The organism is Pseudomonas sp. NPDC089408 (genome assembly GCF_044749445.1).
Taxonomy (GTDB): domain Bacteria; phylum Pseudomonadota; class Gammaproteobacteria; order Pseudomonadales; family Pseudomonadaceae; genus Aquipseudomonas.
Genome location: NZ_JBIVHY010000003.1, coordinates 109,814 through 131,835, shown reverse-complemented (window position 1 = coordinate 131,835; position 22,022 = coordinate 109,814). Strand labels below are relative to the sequence as shown.

Annotated in this window: 23 protein-coding genes; 13 read left to right on the top strand and 10 right to left on the bottom strand. The window is 60.8% G+C overall.

Going from position 1 to position 22,022, the window contains the following annotated elements:
* The first annotated feature begins 83 nt into the window (after nucleotides 1-83).
* On the top strand, nucleotides 84-1,031 hold the full coding sequence (locus tag ACIP02_RS06425) for a LysR family transcriptional regulator (RefSeq protein ID WP_400614352.1): 948 nt from the start codon (nucleotides 84-86) through the stop codon (nucleotides 1,029-1,031).
* Between the two features lie 115 nt (nucleotides 1,032-1,146).
* A complete protein-coding gene (locus ACIP02_RS06420) occupies nucleotides 1,147-2,121 on the top strand; it encodes a 2-hydroxyacid dehydrogenase (protein WP_400614350.1) in 975 nt (324 codons plus the stop codon).
* Nucleotides 2,122-2,238: 117 nt separating this feature from the next.
* On the opposite strand, the gene ACIP02_RS06415 is transcribed toward ACIP02_RS06420, so the two are convergent.
* Entirely contained in the window at nucleotides 2,239-3,141 is a 903-nt protein-coding gene (locus ACIP02_RS06415; protein WP_400614348.1) for a DMT family transporter, read from the bottom strand.
* Between the two features lie 263 nt (nucleotides 3,142-3,404).
* Between ACIP02_RS06415 and ACIP02_RS06410 the strand changes: the two genes are divergently transcribed.
* Nucleotides 3,405-4,280, top strand: a complete 876-nt coding sequence (locus ACIP02_RS06410; RefSeq protein ID WP_400614346.1) for a helix-turn-helix domain-containing protein — start codon at nucleotides 3,405-3,407, stop codon at nucleotides 4,278-4,280.
* 90 nt (nucleotides 4,281-4,370) lie between these two features.
* On the opposite strand, the gene ACIP02_RS06405 is transcribed toward ACIP02_RS06410, so the two are convergent.
* From ACIP02_RS06405 to ACIP02_RS06380, 6 genes are all read right to left on the bottom strand, one after another.
* Complete coding sequence (locus ACIP02_RS06405; RefSeq protein ID WP_400614344.1) at nucleotides 4,371-6,761, bottom strand: TonB-dependent siderophore receptor; 2,391 nt, start codon at nucleotides 6,759-6,761, stop codon at nucleotides 4,371-4,373.
* A 218-nt stretch (nucleotides 6,762-6,979) separates the two neighbouring features.
* The gene (locus ACIP02_RS06400) at nucleotides 6,980-7,963 is read right to left on the bottom strand and encodes a FecR family protein (protein ID WP_400614342.1); all 984 of its coding nucleotides are present in this window, start codon (nucleotides 7,961-7,963) and stop codon (nucleotides 6,980-6,982) included.
* Complete coding sequence (locus ACIP02_RS06395) at nucleotides 7,960-8,535, bottom strand: RNA polymerase sigma factor (protein WP_400614340.1); 576 nt, start codon at nucleotides 8,533-8,535, stop codon at nucleotides 7,960-7,962. The genes ACIP02_RS06400 and ACIP02_RS06395 overlap by 4 nt, the downstream gene beginning before the upstream one ends.
* Nucleotides 8,536-8,539: 4 nt before the next feature.
* Nucleotides 8,540-8,866: a DUF3325 domain-containing protein gene (locus ACIP02_RS06390; RefSeq protein WP_400614338.1), complete on the bottom strand. Its 327-nt coding sequence runs from the start codon at nucleotides 8,864-8,866 to the stop codon at nucleotides 8,540-8,542.
* Nucleotides 8,866-10,443 carry a PepSY-associated TM helix domain-containing protein gene (locus tag ACIP02_RS06385; protein ID WP_400614336.1) on the bottom strand — a complete coding sequence of 526 codons (1,578 nt, stop codon included), beginning with the start codon at nucleotides 10,441-10,443 and terminating at the stop codon, nucleotides 8,866-8,868. The genes ACIP02_RS06390 and ACIP02_RS06385 overlap by 1 nt, the downstream gene beginning before the upstream one ends.
* Complete coding sequence (locus ACIP02_RS06380) at nucleotides 10,440-10,745, bottom strand: DUF3649 domain-containing protein (RefSeq protein WP_400614334.1); 306 nt, start codon at nucleotides 10,743-10,745, stop codon at nucleotides 10,440-10,442. The genes ACIP02_RS06385 and ACIP02_RS06380 overlap by 4 nt, the downstream gene beginning before the upstream one ends.
* A gap of 249 nt (nucleotides 10,746-10,994) precedes the next feature.
* Here ACIP02_RS06380 and ACIP02_RS06375 point away from each other — a divergent pair, with 249 nt between their 5' ends.
* The 5 genes from ACIP02_RS06375 to ACIP02_RS06355 all read left to right on the top strand — a co-directional run bounded on the left by ACIP02_RS06375 (nucleotide 10,995) and on the right by ACIP02_RS06355 (nucleotide 15,886).
* The gene (locus ACIP02_RS06375) at nucleotides 10,995-11,540 is read left to right on the top strand and encodes a sigma-70 family RNA polymerase sigma factor (RefSeq protein WP_400614332.1); all 546 of its coding nucleotides are present in this window, start codon (nucleotides 10,995-10,997) and stop codon (nucleotides 11,538-11,540) included.
* Entirely contained in the window at nucleotides 11,537-12,457 is a 921-nt protein-coding gene (locus tag ACIP02_RS06370) for a FecR domain-containing protein (protein WP_400614329.1), read from the top strand. Before ACIP02_RS06375 ends, ACIP02_RS06370 begins: the two co-directional genes overlap by 4 nt.
* A gap of 157 nt (nucleotides 12,458-12,614) precedes the next feature.
* Entirely contained in the window at nucleotides 12,615-14,939 is a 2,325-nt protein-coding gene (fecA, locus tag ACIP02_RS06365; protein ID WP_400614327.1) for a TonB-dependent Fe(3+) dicitrate receptor FecA, read from the top strand.
* Nucleotides 14,940-15,125: 186 nt separating this feature from the next.
* The gene (locus tag ACIP02_RS06360; protein ID WP_400614324.1) at nucleotides 15,126-15,473 is read left to right on the top strand and encodes an HPF/RaiA family ribosome-associated protein; all 348 of its coding nucleotides are present in this window, start codon (nucleotides 15,126-15,128) and stop codon (nucleotides 15,471-15,473) included.
* Between the two features lie 122 nt (nucleotides 15,474-15,595).
* Nucleotides 15,596-15,886, top strand: coding sequence for a DUF3509 domain-containing protein (locus tag ACIP02_RS06355; RefSeq protein ID WP_201207816.1), 291 nt, complete (start codon nucleotides 15,596-15,598; stop codon nucleotides 15,884-15,886).
* Nucleotides 15,887-15,889: 3 nt separating this feature from the next.
* Here the strand turns inward: ACIP02_RS06355 and ACIP02_RS06350 are convergent, their stop codons facing one another.
* Nucleotides 15,890-16,360, bottom strand: a complete 471-nt coding sequence (locus ACIP02_RS06350) for a phosphate-starvation-inducible protein PsiE (protein ID WP_264311624.1) — start codon at nucleotides 16,358-16,360, stop codon at nucleotides 15,890-15,892.
* 569 nt (nucleotides 16,361-16,929) lie between these two features.
* On the opposite strand from ACIP02_RS06350, the gene ACIP02_RS06345 reads away from it, so the two are divergent.
* Nucleotides 16,930-17,193, top strand: a complete 264-nt coding sequence (locus ACIP02_RS06345) for a DUF3077 domain-containing protein (protein WP_400614321.1) — start codon at nucleotides 16,930-16,932, stop codon at nucleotides 17,191-17,193.
* Between the two features lie 763 nt (nucleotides 17,194-17,956).
* Nucleotides 17,957-18,223: a YebG family protein gene (locus tag ACIP02_RS06340; RefSeq protein WP_034137100.1), complete on the top strand. Its 267-nt coding sequence runs from the start codon at nucleotides 17,957-17,959 to the stop codon at nucleotides 18,221-18,223.
* 133 nt (nucleotides 18,224-18,356) lie between these two features.
* Here ACIP02_RS06340 and ACIP02_RS06335 read toward each other — a convergent pair whose 3' ends face one another.
* On the bottom strand, nucleotides 18,357-19,274 hold the full coding sequence (locus ACIP02_RS06335; RefSeq protein WP_034137099.1) for a hypothetical protein: 918 nt from the start codon (nucleotides 19,272-19,274) through the stop codon (nucleotides 18,357-18,359).
* A gap of 48 nt (nucleotides 19,275-19,322) precedes the next feature.
* On the opposite strand from ACIP02_RS06335, the gene ACIP02_RS06330 reads away from it, so the two are divergent.
* Nucleotides 19,323-20,099, top strand: coding sequence for a hypothetical protein (locus tag ACIP02_RS06330; RefSeq protein WP_125923842.1), 777 nt, complete (start codon nucleotides 19,323-19,325; stop codon nucleotides 20,097-20,099).
* A gap of 334 nt (nucleotides 20,100-20,433) precedes the next feature.
* Here the strand turns inward: ACIP02_RS06330 and ACIP02_RS06325 are convergent, their stop codons facing one another.
* A complete protein-coding gene (locus ACIP02_RS06325) occupies nucleotides 20,434-20,886 on the bottom strand; it encodes a hypothetical protein (protein WP_059395175.1) in 453 nt (150 codons plus the stop codon).
* A gap of 85 nt (nucleotides 20,887-20,971) precedes the next feature.
* Here ACIP02_RS06325 and ACIP02_RS06320 point away from each other — a divergent pair, with 85 nt between their 5' ends.
* A complete protein-coding gene (locus tag ACIP02_RS06320; RefSeq protein WP_059395176.1) occupies nucleotides 20,972-21,259 on the top strand; it encodes a helix-turn-helix domain-containing protein in 288 nt (95 codons plus the stop codon).
* A 322-nt stretch (nucleotides 21,260-21,581) separates the two neighbouring features.
* Entirely contained in the window at nucleotides 21,582-21,848 is a 267-nt protein-coding gene (locus ACIP02_RS06315; protein ID WP_080761430.1) for an antitoxin Xre/MbcA/ParS toxin-binding domain-containing protein, read from the top strand.
* Nucleotides 21,849-22,022: the final 174 nt, after the last annotated feature.

Sequence of the window (22,022 nt, the reverse complement as noted above, 5' to 3'; positions counted from 1 at the left end):
ATCCGCCTTTGGTCGAAGGCAAGTTTTCATACCTTTTGCGTTACTTCGTGACACAATTTTGTCCTCTACATCGAGAGTGACCTATGGACACCCTGCAAAACATGCGTGCTTTCAGTTGCGTAGCCCAATTAGGCAGCTTTACTGCCGCTGCGGCGCAACTGGATACGACCACCGCGAACGTGTCGCGGGCGGTCTCCAACCTGGAAGCCCATCTGCAAACAAGGCTGCTCAACCGTACCACCCGCCGCATAGCGCTGACCGAGGCTGGCAAGCGCTACCTGATGCGTTGCGAACAGATTCTTACCTACGTCGAAGAAGCCGAAGCCGAGGCCAGCGACGCCCATGCGCGCCCGGCCGGGCAGCTGAAGGTGCATTCGATGACCGGGGTCGGCCAGCATTTCGTGGTCGATGCCATCGCCCGCTACCGCGAATCGCACCCGGACGTGACCTTCGACCTGACCATGGCCAACCGCGTGCCCGACCTGCTCGACGAAGGCTATGACGTGTCCATCGTGCTGGCCACCGAACTGCCCGACTCGGGGTTCGTCTCGCAGCGCCTGGGTATCACCTACAGCATCGTCTGCGCTTCGCCCGATTACATTGCCCGCCACGGTGAGGCGAACAAGCCTGCCGACCTGCTCAAGCACGCCTGCCTGCGCATGGTCAGCCCGGTGATCCCGCTGGAAAAGTGGCTGTTCGACGGCCCGGAGGGCCAGGAAATGGTCAACATCACCAGCTCGCCGTTCATGGTCAACACCGCCGACGCCATGAAGACGGCTATCCGCAGTGGCATGGGCGTGGGCGTGCTGCCAATCTATTCGGCCATCGATGGCCTGCGTGACGGCAGCCTGGTGCGGGTACTGCCCGAGTACCGCTTGCAGGAGTTGAACCTGTACGCGATCTACCCGTCGCGACAATACCTGGACGCCAAGATCAAGACTTGGGTCGAGTACCTGCGCAACTCGCTGCCGGAGATTCTGGCGGCACATGAAGCGGACCTGAAAACCCATCAGGTGCTGATCGCCAACTAAAAGCAGCTGCAAGCCGCAAGCTTCAAGCCTCAAGAAAAAGCAGATCCGTGCAGGTGCTGCTTTTTCTTGTGGCTTGAAGCTTGTAGCTTGTAGCTTTTCTTTTGGAAGTAGCCCGATGAAAAAGACCGTCCTGGCCTTCAGCCGTATCACCCCGGCCATGGCCGAGCGCCTGCAGCAAGACTTCAATGTGATCCTGCCCAACCCCAAGTTGGGCGACATCAACGCCCAGTTCAACGAAGCCTTGCCCGAAGCCCATGGCCTGATCGGCGTTGGCCGCAAGCTCGGCCGCGCCCAGCTTGAAGGTGCGGCCAGGCTGGAGGTGGTGTCCAGCGTGTCGGTCGGCTACGACAACTACGACCTGGACTACTTCAACGAGCGCGGCATCGCCCTGACCAACACCCCGGATGTACTCACCGAAAGTACCGCCGACCTGGGCTTCTCGCTGGTCATGGGCTGCGCCCGTCGCACCGCCGAGCTGGATGCCTGGACCAAGGCCGGAAACTGGCAGGCCACCGTCGGCCCGGCCCACTTCGGCAGCGATGTGCATGGCAAGACCCTGGGCATCGTCGGCATGGGCAACATTGGTGCAGCCGTGGCCCGCCGTGGCCGCTTTGGCTTCAACATGCCGATCCTGTACAGCGGCAACAGCCGCAAGACCGCGCTGGAGCAAGAGCTGGGCGCGCAGTTCCGCAGCCTCGAGCAGCTGCTGGCCGAAGCGGACTTTGTGGTTATCGTGGTGCCGTTGTCCGATGCCACCCGCAAGCTGATCAGCACCCGCGAGCTGAAGCTGATGAAGCCAAGCGCGTTCCTGATCAACATCGCCCGTGGGCCAGTGGTCGATGAGGCCGCGCTGATCGAAGCACTGCAGAACGGCACCCTTCGCGGCGCCGGGCTGGATGTGTACGAGAAAGAGCCGCTGAGCGATTCGCCGCTGTTCAAGCTGCCCAATGCGCTGACCTTGCCGCACATTGGCTCGGCCACGGCCGAAACCCGCGAGGCCATGGCCAACCGGGCGATGGACAACCTGCGTGCGGCCTTGTTCGGCGAGCGGCCGCGGGACCTGGTGAACCCGCAGGTGTGGAAGGGCTGATAGCCCTGTATTGCCTGTACCGGCCTCTTCGCGGGTAAACCCGCTCCTACACAGGTTATGTGATTCGTTGTAGGAGCGGGTTCACCCGCGAAAGGGCCGGTACAGGCAACCCATCCCCTATTTAACCATCACAACAGGCCCAACCACCCTGGCCTTGGGCTTGCGAAACACCAGCACATTCCCCGCCATCACCGCCACCAGCCCCAGCAGGGCCGGCGCGGTCCATTGATACCCCTCGGCCACCGCCGACACATTCAACGCCACCAACGGAAAAAGCACCGTGCAGTACGCCGCCCGCTCCGGCCCCATGCGCCCGACCAGTGTCAGGTAGGCAGTAAAGCCGATCACCGAGCCGGGGATCACCAGGTACAGCAGCGAGCCGATGTAACGCGTGTTCCATTCCATGGCGAACGGGATACCGCTGACCAGGCAATACACCGCCAGCATCGTCGCGCCGTAGACCATGCCCCAGGCATTGGTGGTCATGGGCTTGAGGCCGGCTTTCTGTTGCATGCTGGAAAGCATGTTGCCAGCCGAAAAGCACAATGTGCCCAGCAGCGCCAGGCCCAGCCCGTAGAGGGTTTCGGGGTTGGCGGCGTGGTGCGACAGCTCCGGCCAGAACAACAAGCCCAACCCCAGCAACCCAAGCGCTCCGCCGCCTAGCACATTGCTGGCGATTTTCTGACCGAAGAAGATCCGCGCATTCAGCGCGTTCCACAGCGTGGCGGTGGAAAACACCACGGCGATCAAACCGCTGGCGATCCACTGGCTGGCGCTGAGGAAGCAGATAAAGTTGACGCAGAACAGGCACAGGCCCTGGGCCAGGCAGATCTGGTGGCCGCGCTTGTTCATCGGCTGCAGGCGCCGGGTGAGCAGCAGGAGGGCAAACAGAATCAGGCCGGCCAGGGCGAAGCGGTAGACGATCGACACCGGAATGGCGACCACGCCCAGCTGGAGCTTCAGGGCGATCCAGGTGGTGCCCCAGATCAGGACGGTGAGCAGGTAGAGTGACAGGTTCATGGCGGTGATTCCTTGGGCCTTTCGAGATCGGTGCCCGGCGCTTCGCGGCTAAAGCCGCTCCTACAGGGACCGCGCCGATTTCGCGATTGACACGGTCCCCGTAGGAGCGGGTTCACCCGCGAAGCGAGGGCACAGCCCTCGCCGATGCCTTTCAGTGTTCTCCCGGCGAGCCCCAAAGCGCTTGCACAAACTTGCGCATTTGTCCCGCCGGTGGCTGTCAGCCAGCCCAAGGCGCAGTAGGATGGGCCTCAGAGGAACCACCCATGACGCCATTCACCCAACTGCAAGTGTTCAACGCCATGCACGCCTCGCCCCACGCCCGCCTGGAGCTGAGCGCGCACCTGGGCGACGGACTGGCGGCAGCGTTGTGGAGCAACCGCGACGATGCCCGCGACTATCAGGCGCCGAGCCACCACACCCTGTCGTGCTACATCGCCGACGGTACCGGCACGTTCCGCCGCCAAAGGCCGGCCGACAAGGGCGCACCCGACAAGCTGTGCATCATGCCGGCCGGCCACGAATCGAACTGGGTGGTGAATGGAGAGATCCGCCTGGCGCACCTGTACGTCAGCGAAGCGCAGTTCGCCCTCGGCTGCGTGCGCCTGCTTGACCGTGAGCCGCGCGAATTGCAATTGCAGGAAGCGACCTTTCTGGACGACCCACAGCAGGCCCGACGCTTTCGCCAACTGATCGCCCTGGGCTGGGACGAACCCGGCGAGCGCCTGTTGGCCAGCAGCCTGGCCCATGAAATCGTCGACCATGCACTGCTCAGCCAGGTCGGGCTGCGTCAGGGCCTGCGCCTGAAAGGCGGGCTGGCGCCAAACCTGCGCCGGCAACTGGTCGACTACATCGAAGCGCACCTGGACCAGCCGATGACCCTGGGCGAGCTGGCGTTGCGCTGCAACTTGTCCGAGTACCACTTTGCGCGCATGTTCCGCGCCAGTTTCGGGCTACCGCCGCACCAGTACCTGCTGGCCCGGCGGCTGCACCGGGCTTGCCAGCTGTTGCGGCAGGGGGTGATGCCGCTGGGGGAAATTGCCCTGCTGTGTGGGTTTGCCAGTGCCAGCCATTTCAGTAACCGGTTCCGGCAGGCGATGGGTGCGACACCCGGAGAATACCGTATGGCCATTCGCGGCTGAAGCCGCTCCCACAGGGACCGCACCAGCCTCCAACACAACGCGTTACTTGTAGGAGCGGCTTTAGCCGCGAATAGGCCGGCACAGGCAGCCTCAGAACTCGAAGGTACTGGACAAACTCACCTGCCGCGCATCCCCAATCGCCACAAAATACTGGTTCACCGCCGAGCTGTAGTACACCTTGTCGAACAGGTTCTTCACGTTCAACTGCAACAGCACCTTGTGCTCGTCCAGCTTGGTCTCGTAACTGGCAAAGGCATCAGCCACGGTATAGGACGGCAGGTCGAAGGTGTTGGTCGAGTTGCCGCTGCGCTCCCCCACATAGCGCGCCCCCGTGCCGATACGCAGGCGGTCACCACCGAACAGGCTGCCATAGTCGTACACCGCCGACAGCGAGCCCGTGTGACGTGCTACGTTCTGCAGGCGGTTGCCTTTCAGGTCCGGGTCCTTGGTCACCTTGGCATCGGTGAAGGCGTAGCTGCCGATCAGGCTCCAGCGCTCGCTAAGCTGCCCGGTCAGGTCCAGTTCGACACCGCGCGAATTGACCTCACCCGCATTGCTGTAAAGTGTTTCGCCAGTACCACTGTCGAAGTTGGCTACCAGCACATTGCGCTTGGTGATGTCGAACAGCGCCAAGGTGCCGGTCAGGCTGCCCGGCATATCGAGCTTGGCCCCCACCTCCCACGACTTGCCCTCCTCCGGGGCGACCGACGAATCCAGCACCACACCACCGGACAGCGGCGCAATGCTGGAGTTGGGCTTGAACGACTCGCTGTAGCTGCCGTAGAACGACAGCTGGTCATCGACCTTGTAGACAATGCCGGCATGCGGCACCCAGGCCTGGCCACTGATATCAGTGTTGGCCTTGAACGGGCGGCCACGGCCGGCGTACTGGTCGTACTGCTGGAAGCGCGCACCGGCTACCAGGATCCAGTGTTGGTCCAAATGCAGCGCGTCCTGCAGGAAGATCGCATCGGTGCGCAGTTTGTCGGTCTGGTCACTGTCGCTGGCACGTACTGATGTGCCTTCCACTTCCTGGCCGTAGACCGGGTTCACATAGCTGAAGGTGGATTGGGCGGTCTGCCGGATCAGGTCACCGCGGAAGATCTTGCGGTCTTCGTGATCGACGCCAAACAGCAGGTCGTGCTGCATGCCGGCCAACTGCAGGTTGCCGGCCAGGCTCAAGGTTGCGAACTGGTCACGGCTCATGGCGTTGTGGGTACCGTCGATGCTGCGGGTCAGGGTGCCCTTGGCCTCGTTCACCCCGGTGACACGAACCTGGCTGGCATCGTAAGTCTCGCGATTGAAGCTATAGCCGAAGTGCAGCTTCCAGTCATCGGCCAGCTGGTGATCGACCTCCAGGCGATACAGGTCGGACCGCCCTTCCATGTCGTTGAACGGCTCGTCCAGGCGCCGTGTGGCCGGAATGTCCAGCGGGTGGCCATTGCTGCCGAACGCCGTACCGCGGTCGAACGGGTAAAGGAATTCGCGGTGCTCGTAGGCCAGTACCACCTGGGTGTCCTCGCCCAGCCAGGCCAGCGACGGCGCCACCAGCGATTCGCGGTGCACGCCGAAGTTGCGCCAATAATCCTCGTCTTCATGGTCGACAATCAGCCGATAGGCAAAGTTGCTGTCGCCCAGCGCGCCGGTGCTGTCGAACCCGCCGCCACTGCCGTTCTTGCCACTGCCATAGGTCGAATCACGCACGTTCAGTGCGTTGTACTGCTCAAGCTGCGGGCGCTTGCTGACCACGTTGATCACCCCGCCCGGGTCCTGAATGCCGTACAGCAGCGAGGCCGGGCCTTTGAGCACTTCGACACGCTCGGTGCTGGCGTTGAGGCTGCGGCCCTGCACGATGGGCATGCCATCGCGCATGATCGAGCCGTCGCGGTTGTCGCCAAAGCCGCGCTTCATCACTGTGTCGGAGGTGCCGCCGAAGTTGTTGCCCTGGGTAATGCCGCTGACATTGGCCAGGGCATCGTCGAGGTTGCGCGGGGCCTGGTCGCGGATGACCTGGGCCGGGACCACGTTGATGGCCTGGGGAATGTCCTGGTTCGGGCCCTGGCCGCGCATGATCGAGGCACTGGCCGGGGGCTGGTAGCTGAAGGCGTCCAGTTGCGAGGTGACGGTAGTGGCCTGCAGGTTGAGGGCGCCCGAGGTGTCCACCGTTTCCAGGGTCAGGGTGCGCGCGTCGATACGCCGCCAGGCCAGGCCGGAAGCGCCCAGCAGTTGCTGAAGAGCCTGCTCGGCACTGTAGCTGCCGTGCAGCGCCGGGGCCTGCACGCCGGGCAGTTCGACGGTGTAGACCACACTTTGGCCCGTGGTGCGGCTAAAAGCGTTCAGGGCCTGGGCCAGCGGCTGGGCCGGCTGGGCGAAGGCATAGGCCTGCTGTTGCTCGGCAGCGCTGGCCTGGGGGACGGCGGCGATGACAGGCAACAGGGCAAAGCCGAACCAGAGGGGGACGCAACGCGGGGAGAACTTCATGGACGCTGACCTGTGAGAGGGATATTACTGCGAATGAATCGCACTTCCACTCATTACACGGATGCCACGCCCTGTTACCTCATCCGCTTTTTGAAAATATTTCTCTTGTGGCGGCCTCTTCGCGGGTAAACCCGCTCCTACAGGGTATTGCACAGGCCTGGGGAGGGCGCTGTCCTGTGTAGGAGCGGGTTTACCCGCGAAGAGGCCACCACAGGTAACTACCGGATCAAGGTCAACCGCCCCAAAACGGTCTGTCGCGAAAAGCCCATCACCTTGCCCAACGAATCCAGCGCCAGCAGCGGTTCAGCTACCGGGAAACTGCCGCTGACCTTGCGCTGCCCCAGTTCATCATCAAGCACTAGCATGCGCCCCGGGTAATAACGCCCTAGGTCCTCGACCACCTGTGCCAGCGGCACCTGGTAGTAATTCAGCCAACCCTGGCGCCAGGCCAGACGGTTGTCGCTGTCCACCGCCACGGTTTCGCCCATGTGGCCCGCGCCGTAGGTCACCTGCTGGTTGGCCGTCAGCTCGCGCGCCACGTCGCCCGCTACCGGGCTCACCGCCACCCGCCCGCTGCGCACCGTCACCTGGCTGCCCTCGCCCTGCTGGCGCACCTCGAACTGGGTACCCAGCACCCGCACCTCACCGTCCCCTGCCTCGACCAGGAACGGTGCGCCGGTATGGGTAACCTGGAAAAACGCCGCGCCATGCAGCAAGCGCACGCGGCGCTCGCCATGAGCGAAATCGACCGCAATCGCACTCCCTGCATCCAGGGTCACCTGCGACTGGTCCTGCAAGGTCACCTGGCGAACCTGCCCGGTACTGCTGTAGTCGGCCTGCAGGTCCTGCAGCCAGTAGCCCGGGTGCCAACCACCGGCAACGCTGATGGCCAGCACCAGGCAGGCAGCCGTTGCCATTGCCGCAACCCGCGCACGCCATGGGCGCCTGGCTGTGGGCCTGGCCATGGCGTCCAGATAACGTTGCAGGCTTTCATGCTCTTGTTCAGCCAGGCGCGATGCGGGCACGGCGGTCTTCTGCCACAGCGCCCGGGCCTGGTCATAGGCTGCGCGGTGCCCGGGCTCGGCCAGCAGCCAGCGCTTGAACGCCGCCCCTTCGGCTTGCGCTGGTTGGTCGATGATACGGCTGAGCCATTGCAGGGCCGCTTGCGACTGCGCCTCGGTGATCGGCGGTAAACGGCTCATCGACGGGCACTCCCTGGCCGGCGTGGGGTGGGCGCGGGCTCGGCAATGCTCGCCTTGCACGCTTCGAGGGCGCGCATCATATGCTTTTCCACCGCGCTCTGGGACAGTTGCATGGCCTTGGCGATTTCGCCGTACTTGCAGCCATGGACGCGGTTGAGCAGGAAGATCTGCCGGGTACGCTCGGGCAAGGCGCGCAAGGCGGCTTCGATGCGCTGCAAATCGTGGTCGACCTCCAGGGCCTGCTCCGGGGCCAGGGCCATGCTCGCCTCATCCACCGGAATAGCCGCTTCGGCCACACGCTCGCGGCTGCCTTCGCTGCGCAAGTGGTCGATGGCCAGGTTGCCGGCGCAGCGCAACAGGTAAGTGTCCAGCGCCTCGACCTTGACCTCGGGGCGCCGCCACAAACGCAGGAACAGTTCCTGGACCAGGTCAGATGCCGTGGCGCGGCAGCCCACCCGGCGGCTGACCAGCGCTTCCATGCGCGCGCGCTGGGCCTGGAACACCTGGACGAAACGCGCCCGGCCGCCAGCACTGTCGGCGTCGGGCTTTATGCTTTCCCCCTGCTCGCTCAAGGGTTCACACGGCGAACACGGCCAGCAACGGGCCCAGCACCACACTGGCGGCGGCCAGGCCCAGCAGCAGGCGTGGCTGGTACGGCAGGCCGAACACCCACAGGGTCACCCCGGCCATGATCACCGCCGTCCACTCCACCAGGCCATGGGCCCAGCCACGCAGATGCACGCTGAGGACCAGCGACAGCGCCAGCAGCAGCCAACCGGCGATACGCAACAGGCGCAACTGCCGTGGGCGCGGCTTGCGCCCGAGCAGGTCGCTGAAGTGCTTTTTCATGGCCAGGCACAGGGCGACGAAGCCAGCAAAGGCGATCAGGGCGTTACCCAGCATCAGCTCGCCTCCACAGGTTCAGTGCTCGGCTTTTTTGCCGCACGCGGGGCACGCTTGGCCACCGGCTTGGCGCTGCGCAGCATCTTGCCGGCCAGCCAGGCGAGGAAAAGGCCGATGGCCAGCGCGGTAAGGTCGAAGCCGGCCATGGCCCAGTCCCCCGCAGGCACGGCGTGGTTCAGGCCTTGGCCGGTGGTCAGGCCATTGAGCAACGGCAACAGGCCAAAGCCCACTGCCCCCAATGCCAGTTGCTCACCCCAGGCGCGCCGCCCGGGGCGCAGCACAGCATGTACCAGGGACAACGCCCACACCAGCAAGAAGGTATTCACTTCCCAGTCGGCACGGCCCTCGACGCCCACCGGGATCAGCCGGTTGGCCCAGAAGAAGCCCGCCACCGCCAGCAACAGGCCGCTCATGCTGGCGATATTGAGGACCTCGACCAGGCGCAGCTCACCCGGCATGTGCTCACGCTTGGCATGCTTGAGCTGGCGCTTGCCCAGCCACATCACCAGGCCAGTGCCGATCACGGCGGTGCCGGCCACACCGAAGACGAAGTACAGCCAGCGCAACCACGGCCCGGCGAAATTACCCATGTGCAGCCCGGCGAAGCTGAAGGCGGTCATCATCGCCCCGGTCTCCGGCTTGCCTTGATTCAGCAACTCGCCCGTTGCGGCATCGAACGTCCAGTTGGCACTGCGCTTGTAAGCCACGTTGTCAGCCGAGGACTGGGTGAAGGTGACACGGGCATTGCGGTCACCCGGGTTCTGCAGCTGGATGTAACCAATGCGCGCACCCGGCTCCAGCGCCTGCACCTTCGCGTACAGGCTGGGCAGCGGTGCCAGCGGCGTCGCGACATTGGCCACCTTGGGCACATCGTCACGGCCGAACAGGTCGTTGAAGTAATCCCCGGTGTTGCCGCCATAGCTGGCCAGGATGCCCGCCGGCATCACCATGTACATGAACAGCACCAGGCTGCTGTAACTGATCATCAGGTGAAACGGCAGCACCAGCACGCCAATGGCGTTGTGCCCGTCCAGCCACGAGCGCTGGCCTTTGCCGGGGCGGAAGGTGAAGAACTCCTTGAAGATCTTCTTGTGGGTGATGATCCCGGTGACAAGCCCCAGCAACATGATGAAGGCGCAGAACGTCGATAGCCAACGCCCGAAGGGATACGGCATTTCCAGCTGGAAGTGGAAGCGGTAGAAAAATTCGCCGCCGCGGCTGTCACGTGCGTCTACCGGCTGGCCGGTCTGTGCATCGAGGCTTTTGCTGACAAAGCCTCGCCGTCCGCCATCCGGGTTGCGCCAGCTCACGCCGAGCGCTGCTTCGCGCTCGCTCGGCAAGCGGATCATCCAGTTGCTGGCGTGGCCAGCGTTGGCTTCGAGGTAACGCTGTGCCAGCCCCAGGCTCGCTGCCGGGTCGAGCGCATGGCGGCGCACTTCGGGTTGCGACCAGTGAGTGATCTCGTCCTTGAAGTACGACATCGTGCCGGTCAGGAAGATGGCGAACAACAGCCAGCCAAAGATCAGGCCGGTCCAGGTGTGCAGCCAGGCCATGGCCTGGCGAAAGCCTTCTTTCATGGGTTTTTCATCCAGTAGGCAACGCCGCTGATCAGGCCCAGCAGCACGCTTGGCACCAGCACGCCCAGCCACGCGCGCCAGGCGCTGCGGCAGGCGAAACACCAGATGAACGCCAGCAGGTAGAAGACGAACGATAGCAGCAGGCCGGTAACCGTGGCATCGACCTTGGGCAAGGGCGCCACCAGGGCGACACACACGCTGGCCATGGACGCCAGCAGGTAGCCGCCCAGCAGCGCGGCCAGGCTGCGTGAGGCCACGGCCAGGCGATAGCTGAGCGGGAGGCCGGCGGTTTTGCGCGTCATGGCGAAGGTCCGGGCGTTTTCGGGGATGCAATAATAATGATTTCAATTCTCATAAGCAAAACTCTTCAAGCCTGCGCGGGCTATTGTAGGAGCGGCCTTGTGTCGCGAAAGGGCTGCAAAGCGGCCCCGACAATCTGTGCTGCGAAGCTGAGAACCTGGGGCCGCCTTGCGGCCCGATCGGGACACAAGGCCGCTCCTACAGGTGACCGCGCCAGCCGGCGATTGCCGAGAACCTTGCCCGCACATATAATGCGAACAATTCTTACTACCAGTTGCGCTGAATTGCGCCGGAGTATCACGGTGCACAGCGCGCGCTCTTCCACTGTCGAAGGCCTCTACCACACCCATCACAACTGGCTCACCAGCTGGTTGCGCCGCCGCCTGGGCTGCCCGCAGAGTGCCGCCGACCTGGCGCAGGACACTTACCTGCGCCTGCTCCAGTCACGCGAAACACCGCAACTGGTCGAACCTCGCGCATTCCTCGCCACCGTGGCCAAACGCGTGCTGTGCAACCACTTCCGCCGTCAGGAACTGGAGCGCGCCTACCTGCAAGCCCTGGCCCAAGTACCGGAAGCAGTAGCGCCCAGCGAAGAAGACAAAGCTCTCATCTTCGAGACTCTGCTCGAACTCGACCGCCTGCTGGACGGCCTGCAACCTCTGGTCAAACGCGCCTTCCTGCTAGCCCAGGTCGATGGCCTGGGCCAGGGCGAAATCGCCCGCGAGCTGGGCATATCGCTGGCCACGGTCAAGCGCTACCTGAGCAAGGCGGCCATGCGCTGCTACTTCGCCCTGTGAACGCGACGTTCTCCCCGCAGGTGGCGGAGCAGGCCGTGCATTGGCTGATCGAGTCGCAGGGCGATGACTTTGGCCAGAGACAACAACAGGCGTTCGACCGCTGGCTACAGGCCAACCAAGAGCATCAGCGGGCCTGGGCGCACATTCAGCAGGTCAACCAGCGCTTGCGCGGTGTGACATCGCCAGTGGTGCACGCCACGCTGCAAGCCCCTCCGTCACCAGCCCGTCGGCGCGCGCTCAAGACCTTGCTGCTGGTGGGTATCACCAGTGCTACCGGGCTTGGTCTGCAACAGCACAACCGGTTGCCGGGTCTGATGGCCGACTACCGCAGCCCGCTCGGCCAGCGCCGGCGCATGCAGCTGGACGACGGCAGTGTGCTGCAACTGAACACGCGCAGCGCCGCGGACGTGCGTTTTGACGGCCAGCAGCGCGTGTTGCGGCTGTTCGAAGGTGAACTGGCGCTGCAGGTGGCCAGCGATGCTCGGCCATTGCTGTTGCGTACCGCGGAGGGGGCGCTGCGCTTGGACAGTGGGCGCTTCAACGTGCGCCAGTTCGATGGTTACAGCGTGGTTTCTGTATTCGAAGGTGTGGCCAGCGCCGCTGGGCAACCCCTGTTGGCCGGGCAGCAGGCACGTTTTGCTGGCGCATGGCGATCGGTGGCGGCACTCGACCGTAATGTCGGGGCCTGGGTCGACGGCATGCTGGTGGCATCGCAGATGCGCCTGGCCGACTTCCTCGCCGAGCTTGGGCGATATCGCCATGGGCAACTGGGCTGCAGCGATCAGGTTGCCGACCTGCGCATTTCCGGGTCGTATCCGCTGGATGACAGTGAACGCATCCTGCAGATGCTGGAGGTGGCGCTGCCGGTGCGGGTGCGGCGGTTTACCCGGTATTGGGTGACGGTGGATGTGGGGTGAGTCTCAGGTGCTCGCCGCGAGTTGTGCAGGGGCGCTCGATCTCACAACCAATACAAAACTTACGACGAACACGCGCAAAAAAACTTCGATTCCCCTGAGCCATTTTCCCAACCTCGCGTGACAGACATGGCAAACCCCCTCTGTCAGGACCCGACCCATGCCGTTGCGCCCAAGCCCACTTGTTCACGCCCTGCTGCTCAGCACCACCCTCGTGCTGGCCATGCCCGCCGCCCATGCTGAATCGCGCAGCTACCACATCGCCGCCGGTTCGCTTGAAGACGCCCTCAACCAGTTCGGCCGTGAAAGCGGTGCGCTGATCTCGTTCGGCTCGCAACTGACCCAAGGCATGAACACGCAAGGCCTGGATGGCCAATACGACGTACGCGAGGGCCTCGATGCGCTGTTGCGCGGCAGCGGCCTGCAAGCGCGGCAGGAAACCGACAACGCCTTCAGCCTGCAGCCCGTAGCCAGCGCAACTGCAGGCGCCGCCGTCGAGCTGGGTGCCTCTACCGTGGTCGGCGACTGGCTGGCCGAGGCGCAGCAGGACAATGTCTTCGAACATCCTGGCGCTCGTGACGTGGTGCGCCGTGAAGCGTTCGAACGCAGCGGTGCCACCACCGCCCGCGAAGTGCTCAACCGCATCCCCGGGGTCAACGCCCCCGACAACAACGGCACCGGTAGCCACGACCTGGCGCTGAACTTCGGCATCCGTGGCCTCAACCCGCGCCTGGCCTCGCGCTCAACGGTGCTGATGGACGGCATCCCGGTGCCCTTCGCCCCGTATGGCCAGCCACAACTGTCGCTGGCTCCGTTGAGCATGGGCAACATGGACGCCGTGGATGTGGTGCGCGGCGGTGGCGCCGTGCGCTATGGCCCGCAGAACGTCGGCGGCATCGTCAACTTCGTCACCCGGGCTATCCCCGATCAGGCCACGTTCAAGGCCGCCATGCAGAACCAGATCAGCCCGTCCTCCAGCCACGATGGGTTCAAGAACAGCGCCAACCTGCTGGTCGGCGGTACCAACGCCAACGGCCTGGGCGGCGCATTGCTGTACTCCGGCACCCGTGGCGGCGACTGGCGAGAGCACAGCGACACCCAGATCGACGACCTGATCCTCAAGGGCAAGCTGCAACTGGACGAAGCCAACAGCCTGCACGCCATGGCCCAGTACTACGAGGGCGAAGCCGAGATGCCCGGCGGCCTGAGCACCGCCGACTTCGACGCCGACCCGTACCAGTCCACCCGCCTGAAAGACAAGTTCTGGGGCCGCCGCACGCTGTTCAACTTCGGCTACGACTACAAGCAGGACGACCGCCAGTTCAGCGTCAACAGCTTCTTCACCAAGACCCTGCGCAGCGGCTACCTGGACCAGGGCAGCTTCGTATCGCTGTCGCCACGCGAGTACTGGGTACGCGGTATCGAAACCCGCTTCTCGCAGGGCCTGGCCCTGGGCGGCAGCTGGCACGAACTGGGCATCGGCTACCGCTACATCAACGAAGCCGGCCACGAGCTGCGCTTCCGTGAACCGGTCAACGGCGACCTGCCCACCACCGCCAGCCGCAACGACCGCGACACCCGTGGCAGCACCGAAGCCCACGCCCTCTACCTGGACGACCGCATCGACATCGGCCGCTGGACCATCACCCCGGGCGTGCGCTACGAGATGATCGACTCGGAGCAGAGCAACAAGCTCAGCGGCCAGCGCTACCAGGGTAGCTACAACACCGCGCTGCCGGCACTGAACGTGATGTACCACCTGACCGACAGCTGGAACCTGTACGCCAACACCGAGGGTTCGTTCGGCAGCGTGCAGTACAGCCAGATGCCCAACCGGGTCAGCAGTGGCGAAGTGAAACCGGAAAAGGCCCGTACCTGGGAAATGGGCACCCGCTACGACAACGGCGACCTGCAGGCCGAGATCGGTGCGTTCCTGATCAACTTCGACAACCAGTATGAGAGCAACCAGACCAACGATTCGGTAATCGCCCGCGGCGAAACCCGCCACCAGGGCATCGAGACCAGCATCCGCTACGCGCTGGACGGAGTGAGCCCGGCGCTGGCCGGCTTCGACGTGCACGCCAGCTATGCCTTCGTCGATGCCACCATCCGCGAGGACGGGCCGAACAAAGGTAACCAGGTACCCTTCTCGTCGCGCCACAAGGGCAACCTGGGCCTGGGTTATACCGAAGGACCGTGGCAGCTCAACCTGGACGGCAGCTTCCAGAGCAGCCAGTACGCCGACAACGCCAACACCGGCACCGAAAGCGCCGACGGCAGCACCGGGCGCATCCCCGGCTACATGCTGGTCAGGACCCGCGCCGGCTACGATTTCGGCCCGCAGCTGTCGAACCTGAAGGTGGCGGTGGGCGTGAAGAACCTGTTCAACCGCGAGTACTACACACGCTCCTATGACGACAACAACAAGGGCAAGTATGTGGGTGAGCCGCGGACCTTATATGTGCAGACGTCAGTTGAGTTCTGATCGATTGTATGGGGCCGCTGCGATGGGCTGCACAGCAGCCCCAATTGCAACAAGAAATTTATTTTCGAAAAGGGCTTGAATTCGTTCCCCGGTTGCCTGACCTTAGAGTCAAGAGGCGCAGAAATTCCAAGAGTCTCAAGGACCTGGACGCGCCTCCATGCGAGCAAGCTGAATAAGGATTGAATCATGCAAATCCAGGTCAACAGCAGCAACCATTTCGAAAGCAACGCCCGGCTCGACCAGTGGGTCCGCAGTACACTGGAAAGCTCTCTTGAGCGCTTCGAGGACGACCTCACCCGCATCGAGGTGCACCTGCGCGACGAGAACGGCGCCAAACCCGGACCGCATGACAAACGCTGCCAGATGGAGGCTCGCCCCAAAGGCCACCAACCGATTTCCGTGACCCACACCGCCACTTCGCTGGACCAGGCAGTGGACGGTGCCGCCACTAAACTCAGCCACGCGCTGGAACACTTCTACGGCAAGCTGCGCAGCAAGCGCGGCGCCCTGGAGCTAAGTGACCCGGACGCCTGATCGCCCCACTGAAAACGCCCGGCCAAGTGCCGGGCGTTTTCGTTTGTACCGATCAATGGTGCTGAACCAACCTGCAAACCAGCCGGTCAACTCCTGCATTCATTCACCGCAGAAGCAAGACCATGAACAACCCCTTCGACCGGATCAGCGCCGCCTTCGCCCCCGAGTACCGGGTCAACCTGAGCATTGCCAACCTCGACGGCAGCATCATGCTCACCCTGTCCGACGACGCCGGCGTGGTCGCCAAGCGCCTGATCACCCAGGCCCAGCGCAACGACCCGGTGCGTTTGCAGCGGGTCATCGACAGCATCCGCCTGGGGCTGGCCATCGAACTGGGCCAGAACCCGATGCAGGTACTGGCCGCACTGACCCGCGATGCCAGCCACGAGCCGCGCGCGTTCATGGCCAACTGAGGGCTACTTGCCCTCCTCCACTTCCTTGCCGTTTGCATCCAGCACCTTGGTCGAGGGGTAGCGGTACGAGGCGTAGCGCACCACCAGGATCGAGAACGCCAGCAACAGGATCCCCCCGCACAGGTACAGCAGCCCTTCGTCCGGCGCCTTGTGGTGCGAGACATCGCCGATCAGCAGGCGGGTCAGCGCAGTGATTGCCACATACAGCAGGAAGCGGATCGGCATGTGGTTGGTCTTGAAGTAGATCCCGACCATCGCCCCCAGCTCCAGGTAGATGAACAGCAGCAGGATGTCATCGACACTGATCCCGCCCTTGCCGAGCATGTCCAGGAAGGTCACCACCGCCGCATAGGCTGTGATTGCGCCAATGCCGAACAGCGCCAGGTAATGGAAGGCCTCGACGCACAGGTTGCCCAGCGAGTCGGCCGAGCCGTGCAGGCCCTTGCGCAGCTTTTCTGCCCATTTGATGTTCACGATGTTCCATTCCCCGATACGGCTTGTGAAGGATGATGCGTCACCGGTGTGACGCTTGTGCCATGCAGTTAAAGGGCCAGGCCCTTGCCTTGGAAGGCGGCCGATTGCCGCAGGGCACTTTGCGGCGGGGTGGGTTGTGTGGGGGCTGCCAGGTGTTCGGCTTGGCGGTTTTAGCGCCTGTGAGATCGAGCGCCGCCCGCGCGGCGCTTCGCGGCACAAGGCCGCTCCTACATCTGTTTCGGGCCAGTTACTCCTGCTTCCTGCGCACTCGCTCCCTGGGTGCATGGCTGGAGATTGCAGAAAAGCATGGGCGACACCTTCGATATCGAAGGGAAAAACAGATTTAACACATTTCTTGTAGGACATTTCTCAAAGACACTCCATGCCATTGTGGTGTAGGGGAATGCGCACTAGTCTCGGGTGGTCGTTGCCAATCAACGATCGGCTTTGACAGGCCGCCCTGAACTAACCACATGGCTTTGCCTTTATGGCAGCTGTCATGGGCACCTCGTGTGCGCCGGCTTTTTTTAGCCAGACCAGACACCAGAGAATTTTCAGGGGATTGAACAATGACAACAGAAGACACCCAATTCACCGTCGGCAAGACCACCTTCTACCAGGGCAAAAATCGCACCCACCCGCTGTTCCGGATCGAGCCGGGTATCCCGTGCCGGGATGCCCGCGAGCAGTCTTCGGAGTTGATGGGGTATGTGCGCGAACTGACCATCACCGGGCTGATGGACGAAAAGCCGATGATGATCTGGGCTGCCCATTACCTGAGTGCGATGGCCAAAGCACTGATGGATGATGCTGAGTTGGGGATGAAGCAGTGAGGGGTTGGCTTTAGATCGCATTAGGGCCGCCATGTGTCCGACACAACAATTTCAGCGCCTATGAGATCGAGCGCCGCCCGCGCGGCGCTTCGCGGCGCAAGGCCGCTCCCACATCTGTCTCGGGCCAGTTACTCCTGCTCCCCCCGCACTCGCTCCCTGGGTGCATGGCTGGAGATGGCAGAAAAGCATGGGCGGCACCTTCAATATCGAAGGGAACACACAAAGCGGGCAGCGGTGAACTCACAGAAGAGACTGGCCCGAAACAGATGTGGGAGCGGCCTTGCGCCGCGAAGCGCCGCGCGGGCGGCGCTCGATTTCACAGGCACTAAAGTTGTTGAGCCAAACACCCCGCAAACCGCCACGCTACAATTTCTGCTTGCGAACCAACCAACATTGCCATTACTGTATATAGATACAGTAAACCGCAACACAACCAGCAAAAAGGCATAGAGGTGATGAATGGCCGTCGAAGTGGTGTACCGCAGCAGCCGCGACCCGGAGCGCTTGTCCGCCGTTTTCTACACCTAATGCCTGTCCAGTTAGTGTCAAAATGCTTTGTTTTATTGTTTTAAATCAGCGCGTTAGACGCCAACTGACAAATCAGATACAGGAAGGCGGTGCATAGATTTTCGAAAGGACCTATGCCTAGTTATCAATGTTCATATGAAGACAAGCACGGATCGTAGAGATAACATCCATCGGATAGAATTTTTTTCAGGGCATTGCCCCAGGTAGGCAGCCCTTTAATTTTTGAGAGGCCATCATGGCAGTAGAAGTACTTTACCGAAGCACTCGAGATTTGGAGAAGGTTTTTTTGGATCGAAAACTAGCCGATGCACATGATCAAATGCTTGAATTGGCAGAAATTTTAACTTCCGTTCTCATTAAAAATGTACCAGGTCTTGACGAAAAACAAGCGGAGGACGCAAGCATTTTTATGGCGAAAAATAGAGCAATCTTTGCGTCGGCGTTTAAGAGTGGTGCTAATGCGTTGGATCAGTTGACAGGGAAAGACGATAGCGCCAACTGAGATGGTGTCACAACACATAGCCAACCCATTTGATGCATGGCGGAATCAGCATGCTTGAACGTCCCGCTTTCGGCTCCATAATCGCCCTTGATAATGGATAGCTATGGACGGGACGGTGCTTAAACTACTGAGCCTAGAAGTCCGATCGAATGCCCGATGCATCGAGAGTTTCATGGTCTTCGGATGTACTCGCCGCAGAGTCGATCCAATCCTCCTCTTGATCGTGCCAGTCGCCCGTGTCTACCATCAAAGAGTCTTCGACGAACTCTAGCGCCTCAGGATTTGGATTTGCCGCTTCGCAGGTCAATTCGCAGGTGTAATCGAACGACTCATCCAATTCGGCTCCATCGCCTCTTCTGAGATCAGAGTTAGATCCCCACTGCAGTGTTACCCCTATGCTACCGCTTACCCTGATGTGTACAGTCTCTGAGGTAATACTGGTAACCTCATGCGATTCCACATAGATTTCTTCAAGGGAATAGTGCGAGGCTAGCTCATCTACAGCGTCCAAACTTTCCCCAACAATCTGCTGGACCGTCGCATCATTGATCGCATGCGATAAACGATCCCCGACGGCGGCTCTGCACTCTTGGATGCAGGCCATCAGTCCGGCCACGGCTTCGATTGTTTCTACTGCGAGGTGCTCGATGTCGTCCTCCTCCATGAGGAAAACTTCTGGTGTGATGTGGACGTACCCGTTCAAACGGACTACGGCATCTCGAAGCTCCTCAAACTCCTGAGCGAAGTCCAACCGGAGCTTTGTTCGCACGTAGTGGTTGGAAAGCCCGCCCTGCGTTGCATACACACACCGCTCGACTCGCGTTACCTCCGGGACAACGCCTTCTGCCTTCTGCTGCCACCATATGCACTTTTTCACCTCGGCGTCTGGAGCCAGGCGCTTCAGCGTGTGACCCACCAGCTCGCGCATAGCAAAGGCGAAGTTATGAAAGCGAAGCCTGTTCCTGCGGTCTTCGAGATTAAACATCGCAGCTTCATAAAGGCAACGCTCGAACTGAGCATCACCGATTAGCTGCAAGATCCTTTCGTCCATGTTCTTCCTCTCGTCTACGACCATTCCGCATCATTGCTCAGAGCGGGGATGGAAGTCACCTACAGGCTAAGCACAACGGATGTTAAGCGCATCAGCTGGCCATGCAGTCAGGGCTTGGCCAATAATGACCTAGCAAGGGGCAACAACCCCAGATCCACACGATACACCCACGAGGATGTACTCGGCGCGGTAGAGAAGATCGCAAAGAAGAAAGGAAAAGGGAATGCAACTGTTGACGACATTGTCGCGAAGGTCCCCTTTGGATTCTGGGAAACGATTATCAAAGGCTTGAAGCATAAATCGCACCCTGCTGGCATGCAGGCTAGCGTTTTATCAATAGCATTTCCAAACGCCCCTGACCTTGCTACGACGCCATACGATGATGCGGCGTTTGTCGATAGACTGGCCAACCTACTTAGCCAAGTACGAGATGTTCGAAATAGGATTGGCCATCACGATCAGATCTGGAGAACGCCGGAGTTTGACTCCTATGGCAATCTGGGCTTTATACCTCGCCGGCCACGCCAAACGGTAAACAGCCTCCGTTTGCTCGCAAACCAAATATCTTGGCTAGCAGGCTGGATAGATCCCGAAATTACTAATTACATTAAGGCGTCCGATCACTGGTGGTCCCTGCAAGCTCTGCTGACAAAAGAAGCATTGACAGTCTATCGGAAGAACGGTGGTAGGGTCGGTACCTACGAGGCGGTGATTCGGATGACACCACAGCATGAAGCCGTCACTTGGCCTAACAAGACTCCTCGTACACCTGAAAAAATCCATAGGATCAATCGTCGCAGAGTAACTAAAAATATTTTCTATTGAAGCCAGTTACTGTTGATGAGCCGTTCGTTAGTCTTGAAAAATTCATAACCTGAAGGCCTATGCTCATACTGCACTGGGCAGCGCAAGCCTCTCCCCAAAATACACCTGGGCCAGCCTAGGCTCACTGACAACCAGTTGATCGCTGGGTGGAGAAAGTCCTAAGCTTACTGGCAGGAGATTAAACAGTTTAGGATGACAACATCTGAAACTCGCCTCCATAAAGATAGCACTGATTGCAGCTAATTCAATAGTAAAAACCAAGATAATTACTCTAGAATAGTCTATTTGCCTTCTAAAAGCCGTAACGATAAATTAAATGCGTAAGCTACTTTAATCATCCACTCACGCGTAGATCGCGCTCAGCCAAAAAAATAATTTCAGTGACCTTGAGGTTATCTCGCTGAGTTGAGTGATGAATGCTGTAACAAGCCCCGCCTACTACCTTATAGATATAGCCCTCTTCTGTTCCTGACGCGTCTTCAGCAATGCTCACTTCCTGAAGCGGTTCCATCACCCAGTCGTTACCGCCTCTCATGTGACCAGGTGACATCAGATGTGCTTGCGCGAGCCATGAGCGGTCATCAAGCTCCGAAAGCATCTGCTGTAGGATCGGTACCGTGGGGATCATCAGCATGCTGCCCACGATGTCGTCACCGTAATCGCGCACAAGCTCCACGTAAAACCATGGGTGGTGCAGCTCCAGCTCAATAAATTTCCAGTGACGGCTGGCGGGCTCGCCGAAAATACCGGCTGGGCTGAGTTCGGCATGGCTATAGGTCTTGAACATCGAAAAACCCTCAAAATATTAACAATAGTTAATGGATGTATGGCGTTCAAGACGGCTTCATCATTCCTTTTGTAGGAATGAAAAAATGGAGCTGAAACAGGCATTTGGTAAGGCCATGAGGTTGCTGAGGAAATCTCGTAGCCTCAGCCAAGAAGAGTTCGGCGGCCACAGTAGCCAAACCTACCTTAGTCAACTGGAAGCCGGAGGAAAGGGCCCTACCCTCGAAATGGTGCATGGGCTCGCCTCTGTCATGAATGTTCATCCTTTGACGATCTTGACCCAGTGCTACCTTTTTATGGACAAGGATGCCACTCTGGATTCAATCATTGAGCGCGTTCGTGAGGAGCTAAGCGTGACGCCATCGGACCGATGAGGAGGGGCGCCTGTCCCCCTTCAGCATGGACTGAGATGTCCGATCGGATGCAACCAAAGTCTGCGCGATCTGACCCTGCGGCTGGTTTGATCTTGGGCGCTACCTACGTGGAAGAGGAGAGGCAATGAAGGGCCGACGGAAGGTAAAGACTGATAAGTGGCGTATAAAGTCGGAAAATGAAGACGACGCCCGAAGGCTTTTGCGAAGGCGGGTACAGACGCAAGGAAGGTTTCTCGACATAGCAGCACATGCCGGCAAAGGAATGGAACCTGTTGGCCGAATTGCCGGTTGAGAGATAGGCTTTCACCTTTGAGGTTTGCAAATGAAGGATCCTCAGATATTAGCGCTGTGCCCATGCTCGCCGCAGGGGTGCTGGAGCATCGACCACCGAAGCTTCAAGGGCAGGTGCGAAGAAATCGTGCATCTGGCAACGCTGGTGCTTGGCAGTCGAGTGCTTGCCGCGCAATGGCTGTACAAGCCAGCAATCGGGCTAAGGCATCAGTCACCTTGCAGCACCTTGGTGACTCGATCGGGCTACCAGCAAGTTGTGACACTCCTAGGACGAATTGAACACGGTGTCTACACTTAACGCCGTTGGGTTCCATGCCAGAGGACCTGTCTACATCTCGTCTGACATAGGATTAGCTGTGTCTATCGCAGGATCTAACTCGAACCGCATCAAGCGTATGCCTAAGGGGAAGCCCCTTTGTTAGGAAGGTATTCGAGCGAACGGGCTCACGCTCCGCGGTAAACAAAGCTCTGT

Excerpts from the sequence above, each read along its gene's own strand:
- ACIP02_RS06390 (WP_400614338.1), bottom strand. The coding sequence starts at position 8,866 with ATGCTGGGTAACGCCCTGATCGCCTTTGCTGGCTTCGTCGCCCTGTGC.
- ACIP02_RS06420 (WP_400614350.1), top strand. The coding sequence starts at position 1,147 with ATGAAAAAGACCGTCCTGGCCTTCAGCCGTATCACCCCGGCCATGGCC.
- ACIP02_RS06405 (WP_400614344.1), bottom strand. The coding sequence starts at position 6,761 with ATGAAGTTCTCCCCGCGTTGCGTCCCCCTCTGGTTCGGCTTTGCCCTG.
- fecA (WP_400614327.1), top strand. The coding sequence starts at position 12,615 with ATGCCGTTGCGCCCAAGCCCACTTGTTCACGCCCTGCTGCTCAGCACC.
- ACIP02_RS06355 (WP_201207816.1), top strand. The coding sequence starts at position 15,596 with ATGAACAACCCCTTCGACCGGATCAGCGCCGCCTTCGCCCCCGAGTAC.
- ACIP02_RS06415 (WP_400614348.1), bottom strand. The coding sequence starts at position 3,141 with ATGAACCTGTCACTCTACCTGCTCACCGTCCTGATCTGGGGCACCACC.
- ACIP02_RS06330 (WP_125923842.1), top strand. The coding sequence starts at position 19,323 with ATGGAAGTCACCTACAGGCTAAGCACAACGGATGTTAAGCGCATCAGC.
- ACIP02_RS06410 (WP_400614346.1), top strand. The coding sequence starts at position 3,405 with ATGACGCCATTCACCCAACTGCAAGTGTTCAACGCCATGCACGCCTCG.
- ACIP02_RS06340 (WP_034137100.1), top strand. The coding sequence starts at position 17,957 with ATGGCAGTAGAAGTACTTTACCGAAGCACTCGAGATTTGGAGAAGGTT.
- ACIP02_RS06345 (WP_400614321.1), top strand. The coding sequence starts at position 16,930 with ATGACAACAGAAGACACCCAATTCACCGTCGGCAAGACCACCTTCTAC.
- ACIP02_RS06315 (WP_080761430.1), top strand. The coding sequence starts at position 21,582 with ATGAAGGATCCTCAGATATTAGCGCTGTGCCCATGCTCGCCGCAGGGG.
- ACIP02_RS06400 (WP_400614342.1), bottom strand. The coding sequence starts at position 7,963 with ATGAGCCGTTTACCGCCGATCACCGAGGCGCAGTCGCAAGCGGCCCTG.
- ACIP02_RS06335 (WP_034137099.1), bottom strand. The coding sequence starts at position 19,274 with ATGGACGAAAGGATCTTGCAGCTAATCGGTGATGCTCAGTTCGAGCGT.
- ACIP02_RS06325 (WP_059395175.1), bottom strand. The coding sequence starts at position 20,886 with ATGTTCAAGACCTATAGCCATGCCGAACTCAGCCCAGCCGGTATTTTC.
- ACIP02_RS06320 (WP_059395176.1), top strand. The coding sequence starts at position 20,972 with ATGGAGCTGAAACAGGCATTTGGTAAGGCCATGAGGTTGCTGAGGAAA.
- ACIP02_RS06375 (WP_400614332.1), top strand. The coding sequence starts at position 10,995 with ATGCGAACAATTCTTACTACCAGTTGCGCTGAATTGCGCCGGAGTATC.
- ACIP02_RS06360 (WP_400614324.1), top strand. The coding sequence starts at position 15,126 with ATGCAAATCCAGGTCAACAGCAGCAACCATTTCGAAAGCAACGCCCGG.
- ACIP02_RS06425 (WP_400614352.1), top strand. The coding sequence starts at position 84 with ATGGACACCCTGCAAAACATGCGTGCTTTCAGTTGCGTAGCCCAATTA.
- ACIP02_RS06385 (WP_400614336.1), bottom strand. The coding sequence starts at position 10,443 with ATGAAAGAAGGCTTTCGCCAGGCCATGGCCTGGCTGCACACCTGGACC.
- ACIP02_RS06380 (WP_400614334.1), bottom strand. The coding sequence starts at position 10,745 with ATGACGCGCAAAACCGCCGGCCTCCCGCTCAGCTATCGCCTGGCCGTG.